This is a genomic window from Longispora fulva (assembly GCF_015751905.1).
In the GTDB taxonomy this organism is placed as follows: Bacteria; Actinomycetota; Actinomycetes; order Mycobacteriales; family Micromonosporaceae; genus Longispora; species Longispora fulva.
This window is the reverse complement of record NZ_JADOUF010000001.1, coordinates 5295316-5307660: the sequence shown is the minus strand read 5'-3', so window position 1 is coordinate 5307660 and position 12345 is coordinate 5295316. Positions and strand designations below refer to the sequence as shown.

Below are 12345 nucleotides of genomic sequence, written 5' to 3'. Positions count from 1 at the left end.
GTCAGCTCAGGCGACGCACGTCGAAGGCGGGCGCACCGTTCACGGTGTGCCCGCCGACGTATTCCTGGCCCCGCATCCGGCACCACGCGGGAATGTCGTTGGCGGCGGCCGGGTCGTCGGCGAGCACCCGGATCACGTCGCCCACGGCCGCGTCCGGCAGCCGTTTGGCGAGCGCGATCACCGGCAGCGGGCAGCGCTGACCGAGACAGTCGATGGTGATCGTCACACTCCCGCCTCCTTCCGCAGTCCGGCGACGACCTCCGGCAGGGCCGCGAGGAAACCGTCGACGTCGTCGGTCGTCGTCTCCCGGTGCAGGGACACCCGGACGTTGCCGTGGCTGAGCGCGCCCATCGCGACGAGTACGTGGCTGGGGTGCAGGGTCGACGACGTGCAGCTGGAGCCGGAGGACACCGCGTAGCCGCGCCGGTCGAGGGCGTGCAGCAGGGCCTCGCCGTCGATGTAGAGGCAGGAGAAGGTCACCAGGTGCGGCAGCCGGCCGTCGGGGTCGCCGATCACCTCGACGTCGGGGATCTTCGCCACACTGGCGCGGATCCGGGTGACGAGGGCCCGCAGCCGGGTGTCCTCGGCGTCGGCGTCGGCGAGCACGGCGCGCAGCGAGGCCGCCGCGGCCACGATGGAGGGCAGGTCACGGCCCGGCTCGCGTTCGTCGGCGGGGCCGGGGCGGCGCCACCGGGTGCCCTTGCGCACCACGAGCAGGCCCACGCCGGGCGGGCCGCCCCACTTGTGCGCGCTGCCGGTGAGCAGGGACCAGCCGGGCGGGACGGGGAGCCGGCCGAGGGACTGGGCGGCGTCCACGTACAGCGGGACGCCGTGTGCCGCGCAGGCCTCGGCAGCCTCCGCGACGGGCTGGACGGTCCCGACCTCGTGGTTGGCGCTCATCAGGGCCGCCACGGCCGTCTCAGGGGTGATCGCGGCGGTCCAGGCGGCGAGGTCCACCCGGCCCAGTCGGTCCACCGGCACCTCGACGGCCGGGCCGAGGGCGGCGGCGTGCAGGACGGCGGAGTGCTCGACCGCCGAATGCGTGACCGACTCGCGTTTGCGGCCCCTGCGGGCGCCCTCGATGGCCAGGTGCGCCGCCTGGGTGCCGCTCGCGCAGAACGTCAGCTCGTCGGGCCGCACGCCGAGGCAGTCGGCCGTGGTCGCGCGGGCGGCGTCGAGGAGCTGGCGGGCGCGGCGCGCCTGGGTGTAGAGCCGGGCCGGGTCGGCCCAGCCGTCGGTGAGGGCCGCGGCCCAGGCCTCCCGCGCCACGGGGTGCAAAGGAGCCGATGAGGCCGCGTCGAGATAGCCGCTGCGCATACCCTGAACGTAGCCTGTGCGAAGTCGTGCGGGGCGGTGCCCGACCGTTGCGCGGGGTCGGACACGCCGACCCCCAGCCAGGTCGGGTGTCCGTAGTCAAGTACTCTGCGACCGTCAAGACGACCTTGCCGTATTCGGTGTTCGCGGCGTTCCAAGGAGGCAGGAGCCGGTGGTCGACAACTCTCCCGGTCATGGGATGGGCCTGCGGCGTATCGCCGGACTGGCCGGTGGTGGCATCGCCCTCGTGATGCTGCTCGGCGGCTGCACGGTCGACGACGCGTTCCACTTCGGTTGGCCCAAGGGTGGCATCACCCCGCAGTCCCAGCGCATGTACGACCTGTGGATCGGTTCCGTGGTCGCCGCGTTCGTCGTGGGCATCCTGGTGTGGGGCCTGATCTTCTGGTGCATCGTGCGCTACCGGAAGAAGGGCGACGCGTTGCCGCCGCAGACGCGGTACAACGCGCCGATGGAGGTGCTGTACTCGGTACTGCCCTTCCTCATCGTCGCCGTGCTCTTCTACTACACCGCGATCGCGCAGACCTACGTCAACAAGATCGACCCGAACCCGGCCGTCACGGTCGAGGTCGTGGCGTTCAAGTGGAACTGGCAGTTCCGCTACCTGGGCCAGAACGGCCCCGACGGCCAGCCCGTCGACACGATCGGCTCGACCGACTACGTGCCGGTCCTCGTGGTGCCGGTCGGCAAGACGATCGAGTTCAAGCAGGTCAGCAAGGACGTCATCCACTCCTTCTGGGTGCCGGAGCTGCTGTTCAAGCGGGACCAGATCCCGGGCGTCACCAACAAGTTCCAGGTGAAGGTCGAGAAGACCGGCGCGTTCGTCGGCCGGTGCGCCGAGCTGTGCGGCACGTACCACTCGATGATGAACTTCGAACTTCGGGCCGTCACGCCGGAGAACTACGAGAAGTTCCTCGCGGCGAAGAAGGCCGGCAAGAGCACCCCCGAGGCCCTCGAGGCCGCGGGCGAGGCGCCGATCGCCGTGACGACGGACCCGTTCAAGACCAAGCGCGACGCGCGTACGACGAGCTGAGCGGGGCGTAACCGATGAGGACCGAATACAAGATCTTCGGCATGGTCGCCGTGTTCATCTACGCGTCGGCCGGGTTCTACGCGTGGTACTCCGACCACTACATGGTCACCGAGGCCAGCATCGACGGCCCGCAGAAGCACATGGACTGGATCGGCGTCGTCGCCCTGATCCTGTCCGGCACGCTGTGCATGATGTGCGCGCTGTACTTCTGGTTCGTGGCGCGCCGGATCGACCTGCGTCCCGAGGACCGCGAGGAAGCGGAGATCCACGAGGGCGCCGGCGAGATCGGCTTCTTCTCCCCGGGCAGCTACTGGCCGTTCGGCCTGGCGCTGTGCGCGGCGCTGACGGGCATGGGCATCGTGTTCTGGAAGCCGTGGCTGATCGGCCTCGGGTTCGTCATGATCCTCACGGCGACGGCCGGCCTGCTGTTCGAGTACTACACGGGCGCGCAGAAGGCCTTCGAGGCCGGGCACCCGGGCGAGCACCCCGAGCACATCTAGCAGCAGACACGAGAAAGGCCCCCGCTTCGGCGGGGGCCTTTTCTGTTGGGCGGCGCGGGCGGAGCCCGTTCGGCGGTGCCGGGGCGCTGACGTCTGTCCTGCCGGGGGCCCGGAACTACTCGGCGGCGCGGGCCGTGTTCGCCGCGGCCACCCAGCGCTCCAGCAGCAGCTTGGCCGCCCCGGAGTCGATGGCCTCGGCCGCGCGCTCCAGACCCCGACGCAGCGCCCCGTGGAGGTCGCTGAGGCCCTCGTGGGCCGCCAGGCCGGCTGCGGCGTTCAGGACGACGGCGTCGCGCACCGGGCCCGTCTCACCGGCCAGCAGCCGGTGGGTCACGGCGGCGTTGAAGTCCGCGTCGCCCCCGCGCAGCGCGTCGGTGTCGGAGCGGGGGATGCCGAAGTCCAGCGCGTCGAGGACCGTCTCGGTCACCCGGCCGCCGCTGACGGCCCAGATCCGGGTCGGCGCGGAGGTGGTGAACTCGTCCAGGCCGTCCTCGCCGCGCATGACGAGGACGGAGTCGCCCCTGCGGGCGTACACCTCGGCCATCACCGGGGCCATGGACTCGTCGAAGCAGCCGACGGCCGCCGCGCGGGGCCGGGCCGGGTTGGCCAGTGGGCCGAGGAAGTTGAACGCCGTGGGCACGCCCAGCTCGCGGCGGGGGACGGCGGCGTGCCTCATCCCCGGGTGGAACCGGGCGGCGAAGCAGAACCCGATGCCGACCTCGCGGACACAGGTCGCGACGCCCGCCGGCCCGAGGTCGAGGGGGATGCCCAGGTGTTCGAGCAGGTCGGCGGCCCCGCACAGCGAGGAGGCCGACCTGCTGCCGTGCTTGACGACCCGGGTACCGGTACCGGCGATGACCAGCGCGGCCATCGTCGAGATGTTCACGGTGTGGGCACGGTCACCACCGGTGCCGACGATGTCCACCGCGTCGCGGTCGACGTCGACGTTCGGGGCGTGTTCGAGCATCGACCCGACGAGACCGGTCATCTCGGTCGCGGTGGGGCCCTTCGCCCGGAGCGCGACCGCGAATCCGGCGATCTGCGCTGGCGTGGCCTCCCCGGACATGATCTCGCCCATGGCCCAGGCGGTGTCCGCGCTGGACAGCTCGTCGCCGGACAGCAGCGTCGTGAGCAGGTGCGGCCAGGTGCGGGTGCCCATGACGGCCTCCGGGATGAGGGGGGCTGGCTAGATCTTTCGCTTGCGGAGCAGGTCGGCCACGATGCCGGCCGTCTCCATCGGGTCGATCGGGTGCAGGATCGTCGCCTCGACGTTGGCGTAGGAGGCCAGCCACCGGTCGGCCGCCCGCGCGATCACGAGGAGCACGGGGGGAGAGTCGGTGTAGTCGTCCTTCACCTGGCGGGCGATGCCCAGGCCACCGGCGGGGGCCGCCTCGCCGTCGAGGACCAGCAGGTCGATCTCGGAGCCGTCCAGGGTGCGCAGCACGGCGCCGTGGGTGTCCGCCTCGACGAACGTCACCTCGACGTCGTCGGCGGGCCGCGGGCCGATCGCGAGACGCATCCGCTCGCGGATGAGCTGGTCGTCGCTGTACAGCAGGACGGTGTACTTCTGAGCAGTCATCTCGCCAGGCTCCCACGGGTGCGGGTATGGAACGATCGGATCGTACTAGTCGCCGCGACACGCGGTTATTCCCACCCCGGCGTACCCCGGGGCGATCTAGGGGCAATAATGGCCCCGTGACAGCCGCCTCAGCCATCGAGAAGAGCCGGATCCACTCCCTGACCCGTCCGAACATGGTCAGTGTGGGGACGATCGTCTGGCTCTCGAGCGAACTCATGTTCTTCGCGGCTCTGTTCGCGATGTACTTCTCCATCCGAGCAGCCATGCCGAACGCCCACCCGGGTCTGTGGGAGCAGCAGACGGAGAAGCTCAACGTGTCCTACGCGTTGGTCTTCACCGTCATCCTGGTCCTGTCCTCCGTGACCTGCCAGTTCGGCGTGTTCGCTGCGGAACGCGGGGACGCGCACAAGCTGCGGATCTGGTTCACGATCAGCTTCCTCATGGGGTTGGCGTTCGTGCTGGGTCAGGCGAACGAGTACCGCAACCTGGTCATGAACGAGGGCATCAGCCTCCCCGGCGACGGGTACGGCACGGTGTTCTACCTGACGACCGGCTTCCACGGTCTGCACGTGACCGGCGGGCTCATCGCCTTCATCTTCGTGATGATCCGCACCACGCTCTCGCGCTTCACGCCAGCGCAGGCGACCTCCGCGATCGTCGTGTCGTACTACTGGCACTTCGTCGACGTGGTCTGGATCGCCCTGTTCGCCATGATCTACTTCCTGAAGTGACGATGAACCTCGTCGAGCGACCGCAAGGTGACGACATGACCTCAGAGAAGCCACCTGTCCGCCGCGTGCCGAGCAAGTTGCGGCGGCGGATCGGTGCCGCTGCCAGGATGCTGGCCGCGCTGGCCCTGGCCGGCGGTGTCTACGCAGCGCTGATCCCCAGCTCTCAGGCGGACGACGGCGCCAAGGCGACCCTGTCGGCCAAGGCCGAGGAGGGTAAGCGGCTCTACGACGTCAGCTGCATCAGCTGCCACGGCCGCAACGGCGAGGGCGTCAAGGACCGCGGGCCGAGCCTGATCGGCGTCGGTTCCGCCGCCGTCGAGTTCCAGGTCGGCACCGGTCGGATGCCGATGGCGGCCCAGGGCGCCCAGGCCCAGCGCAAGGCGCCCGTCTTCAACGACGAGCAGACCAAGGCGATCGGCCAGTACATCCAGGAGCTGGGCGGTGGTCCGCAGCTGCCGGGCGAGTACAAGAGCGACAACCTCGCCAACGGCGGCCGGTTGTTCCGGGTCAACTGCTCCCAGTGCCACGGGTTCACCGGTGGCGGGGCGGCCCTGTCCTCCGGCAAGTTCGCGCCGCCGCTGACGGAGGCCACCTCCGCGCAGCTGTACGGCGCGATGCTGACCGGTCCGCAGAACATGCCGGTGTTCGGTGACAACCAGCTCACTCCGCAGGAGAAGAAGGACGTCATCGCGTACGTGGAGTACATGCGGTCGGACCAGGACCCGGGCGGCTTCGGTCTGGGCCGGCTCGGCCCGGTCACCGAGGGCCTGGCGATCTTCGTGGTCGGCATCACTTTCTTGATCTTCGCAAGCCTCTGGATCGCAGGGAAGTCATGAGCAGTCAGGACAACAACAGCACCTTCGACCCGGATGACCCGTCGCTGACGCGGTTCGACCTGGTCCGTGAGGGGGCGCGGCGCGACGGGGTGGAGATCGTCCACTACGAGCCGCGGTTCCCCGTCCCGGGCACCAAGGCGGAGAAGCGGGTCGAGCGCAACATCGCGGCCTGGTTCCTCGCGACGGGCGTCGGCGCGCTCGTCTTCGTGGTGGCCTACATCTGGTGGCCGTGGGAGTACAGCGCCGGCTCGGGCCGGGACAAGTTCTACACCCCGATCCTCGGCCTCGGCCTCGGGCTCGCCCTGCTCGGCCTCGGCGCCGCGCAGATCATCTGGGCCAAGCGGCTGCTCCCCTCGGAGATCGCGGTCCAGGAGCGGCACAACGACGTCGACACCACCGAGCAGAAGCTCACGGGCGCGACGCTGCTCAACATGAACGACGAGCTCGGCGCGACCCGGCGTCGCCCGCTGCTCAAGGGCGCGCTGGCCTTCGGCATGCTGCCGCTGGGCGCGGCGGCGATCGTGCCGCTCGGCGGCATGATCAAGGACCCGCACAAGAACCAGGACCTGATGAAGACCGGGTTCGACGCGAAGTCGTACAACGACGGCAAGGCGGTGCGGCTCGTCCGCGAGGACGGCACGCCGATCCGGCCGGAGGACGTCAGCGTCGGCGGCCAGCTCACGGCCTTCCCGGGCGTCGAGGGCGGCACGACGAACAAGCACGCCGACTCGCCGACGCTGCTGATCCACCTGCGCGACGGTGACGCGACGGAGACCCGTAAGAACCTGGCGAACAAGCCGGTCAACGCGCTGACGAACCCGGATGACCCCAACAGTGGGGGCATGTGGGAGAACTTCGTCGCGTACTCGAAGATCTGCACGCACCTGGGCTGCCCCGCGAGCCTGTACGAGCAGCAGACGAACCGGCTGCTGTGCCCGTGCCACCAGTCGCAGTTCCAGATCACGGACAACGCCAAGCCGATCTTCGGCCCGGCGACGCGGCGGCTGCCGATGCTGCCGATCACGGTCGACGAAGAGGGCTTCTTCGTCGCCAAGTCCGACTACAAGGTGCCGGTCGGCGCGGCCTTCTGGGAGCGGCCATGAAGACGAAGAAGATCGACCTCGCCACGCTGCCCAAGCGCAGCGCGCTGCAGATCGACGAGCGGTTCCATGTCGCGAGTCCGATGCGCAAGCTGTTCAACAAGGTCTTCCCCGACCACTGGTCGTTCCTGCTCGGTGAGATCGCGCTCTACTCGTTCATCGTGCTGCTGCTGACCGGTACGTTCCTCAGCCTGTTCTTCGACCCCTCGATGGAGGAGGTCGCGTACAACGGTGTCTACACGCCGCTGAAGGGCATCGAGATGTCCAAGGCGTACGAGTCGACGCTGGCGATCTCGTTCGAGGTCCGCGGTGGTCTGATCATCCGCCAGATGCACCACTGGGCAGCCCTGCTGTTCATGGCGGCGATCGTGATCCACATGCTCCGGGTGTTCTTCACCGGCGCGTTCCGCAAGCCGCGCGAGGCCAACTGGATGATCGGCTTCCTGCTGTTCTGGCTGGGCTTCATGGAGGGCCTCTTCGGGTACTCGATCCCCGACGACGGCCTGTCCGGCACCGGTCTGCGGGTCATCAACGCGATCACCCAGTCGATCCCGGTGATCGGCTCGTGGGCAGGGTTCGCGCTGTTCGGGGGCGAGTTCCCCGGCACCGTGATCATTCCGCGGTTCTACATCCTGCACGTGTTGATCTTCCCGGCGATCATTCTCGGGTTGATCGGCGCGCACATGGGTCTGCTGGTCAAGCAGAAGCACACCCAGTGGCCGGGCCCGGGTCGGACCAACGACAACGTCGTGGGCGTCCGGATGTTCCCAGGGTTCGCCATGAAGGGCGGCGGCTTCTTCATGATCACCTTCGCGGTGATCGCGTTCATGGGCGGTCTGTTCCAGATCAACCCGATCTGGCTGTTCGGTCCGTACCAGGCCTCCGTCGTCTCCTCTGCCAGCCAGCCCGACTGGTACGTCATGTTCCTCGACGGCATCGCCCGCCTCTGGCCGGCGTGGGAGATCAGGGTCTTCGACCACACGATCCCGCCGATCTTCTGGGCGGCGGTGATCCTGCCGGGCGTCATCGTGAACCTGGGCCTGCTGTATCCGTTCCTCGAGGCCCGGTTCATGAAGGACCACGCGCACCACCACCTGTTGCAGCGGCCGCGTGACGTGCCGGTGCGTACGGCGCTGGGCGCCATGGCCGTGGCGTTCTACATGGTGTTGTTCCTGTCGGGCGGCAACGACGTGATCGCCCAGCACTTCGACATCAGCCTGAACGCGATGACATGGGCCGGTCGGATCCTGCTGCTGCTGGCCCCGCCGGCGGCGTACTGGATCACCTACCGGATCTGCCTCGGCCTCCAGCAGCACGACCGCGAGGTCCTGGTGCACGGTATCGAGACGGGCATCATCAAGCGGGCCCCCGACGGCCGCTTCTACGAGGTGCACCAGCCGCTCGGCCCGGTCGACGACCACGGCCACGGCACGCTGGACTACAAGGGTGCCGCGATCCCGAAGAAGATGAACAAGATCGGGGCCCTCGGGCCGGCGGTCAAGGGCTTCTTCGTGCCGCGTGAGGTGCCGGCGCCGCGCAAGAAGGAACTGGTCGACAAGAAGTAGTAGTCACGACAGAAAGGGCCCCACGCGAGCAGCGTGGGGCCCTTTCTGGTTGTCAGGCGAACTTCACCGTCAGGGTGTCGATGGCCTCCCGGGCGGCCGCCAGGGCCGCGGCGGGGGACTCCGCCCGCGCCACGGCCAGCCCGGCCCGGTCCCAGGAGCTGCGCAGCTCGTGCACCCGGCCGCCCGGCTGGACGAGCATGTCCACCTGGAGCACGCCCGGCCCCTGGCGGGCCTCGTCGAGGCCGTCGACGCTGAGCACCTCGCCCGGCTCGGTGTGCAGGAACCAGATGGCCGCGCCGGCCGGGGCGTCGACGGGGACGGCCCGCGACGGGGTCCCGCCGCGCATCACCTCGAAGTAGTACTCGACCATGTTGAAGGACCAGGCCTCGCGGATCAGGTCCATGATCATGTCGCCGGGCATCCGGCCGGCGCACTCGACCAGGTAGATCTCGCCGTCGCGGACGATCCATTCGCAGTGCACGAAGCCGGTGTCGAAGCCGACGGCGTCCAACAGCCGGACGGTCTCGGCGTTCAGGGCGTCGGTGAGGGCCGCCGGGATGTCGGCCGGGACGATGTGCCCGTTCTCCACCGGCTTCGGCCCCGGGATCAGCGCCTTGGCCGTGACGTTGCCGAACAGGGGCGCCCCGCCGCGGAGCACCATCTCGACGCTGAACTCGTCACCCTTGACGTACTCCTCGACGAGCATCCGCAGCGGCATCGCCCGGTCCGGGGTCGCGATGCCCTCGTCCTGGTCGAGGCAGTCGGTCCAGCTGGCGTCGATCTCGGCCGGCTCGGCGAGGATCCGGGTGCCGATCGCGGCCTGCCGGTTCGCCGGCTTGAGGATGGCCGGGCCGGGGTGCGCGGCCATGAACGCGTGCACCTCGTCGGGGCCGGCGACGGGGACGGACGCCGGGTTGGCGATCCCCGCCGCGCGGGCCACGAGGCGGAGCAGTTCCTTGTCGCGCAGGAGGGTCGCCGCGCCGTAGGTGGAGCCGGCGACGCCGTACCGTTCGGCGAGGCGGGCCGCGAATGGCACGGCGTAGTCGACGGCCGGAATGATCGCCGACGGGTTCAGATCACGGTACCGGTGAAAGAACTCATCGGCCGCGGCCGGCAGGTTGAAGTATTCGAATTCGATCGTGTCGGCGACGCAACGGGCTTCTGCGACCTTCGGTGCGGCATCCTTCTTCCGGAACACGTCGGGCTCGTCGACAATGATGACAGAGTCGGCCGGTTGGAACGTTTCCATGGTCCTGAGCAGGGCAACCACGAATCCGACCACGACAACGGGGCCAGTACTCATCGGCGGGACCTCCATGTATTCACTACTGTCGTTCCCGGTTCCCGGAAAGTAAACGCGACATAGCAAAATGGAACTCCGCCGGGTCGAAGAGTGTCAAGGGTTCGCCACTAATAGCAATGCGTTAACACTGCAAAGCGGTCCTGCATGGACAGATGCAATTTAGGGGAGGAGAAGGTTCAGGTCCCCGAACTCGTGCCACAGGTACCCGGCCCCGACCGCCGCCGTGTAGCACCGGTCGAGCAGGTCGGTGCCGCAGATCGCCGCGAGCATGTCCAGATGGGACGCGCGCGGCTCGTGCAGGCCGGTGAGGAGGCCGTCGACCACCCGCACGCCCCGCTCCGGGGTGATGATCAGGTCGGTCCAGCCGGCCGTGGCCGCCACGGTGCCGTCGGGCCGGACCGCGCTCTCCAGCGCCCGGACGGCCGTGGTCCCGACCGCGATGATCCGGCCGGTCGCCTGGTTGACGACCCGCGCGGTGTGCTCGGAGACCGCGAACCGCTCCGGGTACGGCCGCTCGTGCGCCTCCGGCGACGCCACCCCGGTGTGCAGGAGCACGGGCACCACGAGCACGCCCGCCGACACCAGCCGGGTGACCAGCTCGTGGGTGAACGGCCGGGCGGCGCTGGGCATCTCCGCGCTGCCCGGTTCGGTGCCGAACACCGTCTGGTAGGAGCTGAGCGGCCAGGGCCGCGGGACGTAGCCGTACCGGATCGGCTGGCCGTGTCTGCCCAGGTAGGCGGGGACCGGGCCGTCTGCGTCGATGAGGGCGTGCCAGAGCCGGCCCCGGGAGTACGGCGCGGTCAGGGTGACGGTCGCGCCGCCGGGCAGGGCGAGGACGTCCCCGGACCGGGCCGCGGAGTACTGCGCGAGCCCCCGGCGCAGCTCCACCAGCCACTGGCCGTCGGGCAGCTCGGTGGAGAAGTGCACCGACAGCTCCGAGCCGGGGACCCGCACGGCGGCGGGCATCGTGGCCGAGGTGTTCACGACGAGCACGTCGCCGGGTTCGAGCAGGTCGGGCAGGTCGGCGAACCGGTGGTGGGCGACCGCGCCGGAGCCGGCCCGGCCGACGAGGAGCCGGACCCCGTCGCGGGTCAGGCCCCGGGCCTCCGGCGGGTCGTGCGCCTCCAGCTCGGCGGGGAGGACGAAGTCCAGGACCGTCACGTCTCACTCCAGATCATCAGGGGGGTGCCGTCGGGGCCTCGCAGGTCGAAACCGAAATGCCCCCGGGGGTACCGGGCCGGGGCCCGCCCGCCGAGGCGGCGGTGTTCGGCGAGCACGGCGGCGGGGGTGGCGAACTCGAAGGCGAGCGGGGCGGGTCCGGGCCCCGGCGCCGGCCCGTTCGACCCGGGCGGGGTCTGAGTGCCGGGCTGGGGCCCGGCGGCGTCGGGGAGCCGGGCGGCGCGGTCATACGTGACCAGCTCGACGAACGCCGGCCCCGGGACCCGCAGCACCACCCCCCGCTCCCCGTCGCGGTCCCAGCCGTCGACCTGCTCCAGGCCGAGCGCGGTGTAGAACCGCGTCGCCGTGTCCAGGTCCGCCGTCTCGTACGGCAGCCACAGCCCCCTCATGCGAGCCGCACCCGACCGGACGCGGGCCGGTCGCCGAGCAGCTTCAGGAACGCCGGCACCACGGAAGCCGGCTCGGGTCGGTCGCTGATGTCCTCCCCCGGGTACGCCTCCTGGTGCATCCGGGTCCGCAGGTCACCGGGGTCGACCCACCAGACCCGCACCCCGGGCTCCTCGACGGCCAGGACGCCGCTGAGCAGGTCCAGGGCGGCCTTGCCGGAGCCGTAGCCGCCCCAGCCCTCGTACGGGACCACGGCCGCGTCCGAGGAGATGTTGACCAGGGCCCCGCCCCGAGCCCGCAGGGTCGGGAGCGCCGCCTGGGCGAGGGCGAGCGGGGCGAGGACGTTGACCTCGTACACCGCGCGCAGGGCGTCGATCGGCAGGTCGGCGACCGGCGGCAGCGGGCTCGGGCCGAGGATGCCGGCATTGTTGACCAGCAGGTCTACCCCGCCGAGTTCGTCGGCGGCGGTGAGCACGGCCTCGCGGTGCCACGCGTCGGTGACGTCGCCGGGGACGGCCACCGCCGAGCCTGCGGGGAGCAGCCGGACGGCCTCGTCGAGGGCCTGCGCGCCCCGGGCGGTCAGGACGAGGTTCCAGCCGGCGTCGGCGAGGCCGGTGGCGAGGGCCAGGCCCAGGCCGCGGGAAGCGCCGGTGATGATGGCGACGGACATCGCGTACCTCCTGAGTGGGTGTGTTCTCGACGCTATGGCGGCCGGGAGCGCCCGCCATCGGGCCCGGGTCGGCCGGGGCCTGCGACTTCTGACCTAGGTCCCCGGCCCGATCCCGGCGGACCGCCCGCTC

At 70.2% G+C, this 12345-nt stretch carries 14 protein-coding genes; 6 read left to right on the top strand and 8 right to left on the bottom strand.

Annotation, left to right across the window (positions count from 1 at the left end; genetic code table 11):
- Position 1: 1 nt before the first annotated feature.
- Positions 2 to 226: a sulfurtransferase TusA family protein gene (locus IW245_RS23840; protein WP_197005396.1), complete on the bottom strand. Its 225-nt coding sequence runs from the start codon at positions 224 to 226 to the stop codon at positions 2 to 4.
- Positions 223 to 1317, bottom strand: coding sequence for a cysteine desulfurase family protein (locus IW245_RS23835; protein WP_197005395.1), 1095 nt, complete (start codon positions 1315 to 1317; stop codon positions 223 to 225). The genes IW245_RS23840 and IW245_RS23835 overlap by 4 nt, the downstream gene beginning before the upstream one ends.
- Positions 1318 to 1513: 196 nt before the next feature.
- Here IW245_RS23835 and ctaC point away from each other — a divergent pair, with 196 nt between their 5' ends.
- Positions 1514 to 2365, top strand: coding sequence for an aa3-type cytochrome oxidase subunit II (gene ctaC, locus IW245_RS23830; protein ID WP_197005394.1), 852 nt, complete (start codon positions 1514 to 1516; stop codon positions 2363 to 2365).
- A gap of 14 nt (positions 2366 to 2379) precedes the next feature.
- Entirely contained in the window at positions 2380 to 2865 is a 486-nt protein-coding gene (locus IW245_RS23825; RefSeq protein WP_197005393.1) for a cytochrome c oxidase subunit 4, read from the top strand.
- A gap of 115 nt (positions 2866 to 2980) precedes the next feature.
- Here the strand turns inward: IW245_RS23825 and trpD are convergent, their stop codons facing one another.
- A complete protein-coding gene (gene trpD, locus IW245_RS23820) occupies positions 2981 to 4024 on the bottom strand; it encodes an anthranilate phosphoribosyltransferase (RefSeq protein WP_197005392.1) in 1044 nt (347 codons plus the stop codon).
- Between the two features lie 27 nt (positions 4025 to 4051).
- Positions 4052 to 4444, bottom strand: a complete 393-nt coding sequence (locus tag IW245_RS23815) for a hypothetical protein (protein WP_197005391.1) — start codon at positions 4442 to 4444, stop codon at positions 4052 to 4054.
- Positions 4445 to 4560: 116 nt separating this feature from the next.
- On the opposite strand from IW245_RS23815, the gene ctaE reads away from it, so the two are divergent.
- The 4 genes from ctaE to qcrB are packed head-to-tail and all read left to right on the top strand — an operon-like array spanning position 4561 to position 8676.
- Positions 4561 to 5175 (top strand): aa3-type cytochrome oxidase subunit III, encoded by a 615-nt coding sequence (gene ctaE / locus IW245_RS23810; RefSeq protein ID WP_197005390.1) that lies wholly within the window; start codon positions 4561 to 4563, stop codon positions 5173 to 5175.
- Positions 5176 to 5210: 35 nt separating this feature from the next.
- Positions 5211 to 6011 (top strand): cytochrome bc1 complex diheme cytochrome c subunit, encoded by an 801-nt coding sequence (gene qcrC / locus IW245_RS23805; protein WP_197005389.1) that lies wholly within the window; start codon positions 5211 to 5213, stop codon positions 6009 to 6011.
- Positions 6008 to 7114, top strand: coding sequence for a cytochrome bc1 complex Rieske iron-sulfur subunit (gene qcrA / locus IW245_RS23800; RefSeq protein WP_197005388.1), 1107 nt, complete (start codon positions 6008 to 6010; stop codon positions 7112 to 7114). The genes qcrC and qcrA overlap by 4 nt, the downstream gene beginning before the upstream one ends.
- Complete coding sequence (gene qcrB, locus IW245_RS23795; RefSeq protein WP_197005387.1) at positions 7111 to 8676, top strand: cytochrome bc1 complex cytochrome b subunit; 1566 nt, start codon at positions 7111 to 7113, stop codon at positions 8674 to 8676. Before qcrA ends, qcrB begins: the two co-directional genes overlap by 4 nt.
- Before the next feature lie 52 nt (positions 8677 to 8728).
- Here the strand turns inward: qcrB and IW245_RS23790 are convergent, their stop codons facing one another.
- From IW245_RS23790 to IW245_RS23775, 4 genes are all read right to left on the bottom strand, one after another.
- Complete coding sequence (locus tag IW245_RS23790) at positions 8729 to 9979, bottom strand: ATP-grasp domain-containing protein (protein WP_197005386.1); 1251 nt, start codon at positions 9977 to 9979, stop codon at positions 8729 to 8731.
- A gap of 159 nt (positions 9980 to 10138) precedes the next feature.
- Positions 10139 to 11140, bottom strand: coding sequence for an S-adenosylmethionine:tRNA ribosyltransferase-isomerase (locus tag IW245_RS23785; RefSeq protein WP_197005385.1), 1002 nt, complete (start codon positions 11138 to 11140; stop codon positions 10139 to 10141).
- Complete coding sequence (locus IW245_RS23780; protein WP_197005384.1) at positions 11137 to 11547, bottom strand: VOC family protein; 411 nt, start codon at positions 11545 to 11547, stop codon at positions 11137 to 11139. The genes IW245_RS23785 and IW245_RS23780 overlap by 4 nt, the downstream gene beginning before the upstream one ends.
- Complete coding sequence (locus tag IW245_RS23775) at positions 11544 to 12215, bottom strand: SDR family NAD(P)-dependent oxidoreductase (protein WP_197005383.1); 672 nt, start codon at positions 12213 to 12215, stop codon at positions 11544 to 11546. The genes IW245_RS23780 and IW245_RS23775 overlap by 4 nt, the downstream gene beginning before the upstream one ends.
- Positions 12216 to 12345 lie beyond the last annotated feature (130 nt).

Bases quoted from the DNA above. Each gene is read 5' to 3' on its own strand.
- IW245_RS23790 (WP_197005386.1), bottom strand. From the start codon at position 9,979: ATGAGTACTGGCCCCGTTGTCGTGGTCGGATTCGTGGTTGCCCTGCTC.
- IW245_RS23815 (WP_197005391.1), bottom strand. From the start codon at position 4,444: ATGACTGCTCAGAAGTACACCGTCCTGCTGTACAGCGACGACCAGCTC.
- qcrC (WP_197005389.1), top strand. From the start codon at position 5,211: ATGACCTCAGAGAAGCCACCTGTCCGCCGCGTGCCGAGCAAGTTGCGG.
- IW245_RS23780 (WP_197005384.1), bottom strand. From the start codon at position 11,547: ATGAGGGGGCTGTGGCTGCCGTACGAGACGGCGGACCTGGACACGGCG.
- ctaC (WP_197005394.1), top strand. From the start codon at position 1,514: ATGGGCCTGCGGCGTATCGCCGGACTGGCCGGTGGTGGCATCGCCCTC.
- trpD (WP_197005392.1), bottom strand. From the start codon at position 4,024: ATGGGCACCCGCACCTGGCCGCACCTGCTCACGACGCTGCTGTCCGGC.
- IW245_RS23775 (WP_197005383.1), bottom strand. From the start codon at position 12,215: ATGTCCGTCGCCATCATCACCGGCGCTTCCCGCGGCCTGGGCCTGGCC.
- qcrB (WP_197005387.1), top strand. From the start codon at position 7,111: ATGAAGACGAAGAAGATCGACCTCGCCACGCTGCCCAAGCGCAGCGCG.
- IW245_RS23825 (WP_197005393.1), top strand. From the start codon at position 2,380: ATGAGGACCGAATACAAGATCTTCGGCATGGTCGCCGTGTTCATCTAC.
- IW245_RS23835 (WP_197005395.1), bottom strand. From the start codon at position 1,317: ATGCGCAGCGGCTATCTCGACGCGGCCTCATCGGCTCCTTTGCACCCC.
- qcrA (WP_197005388.1), top strand. From the start codon at position 6,008: ATGAGCAGTCAGGACAACAACAGCACCTTCGACCCGGATGACCCGTCG.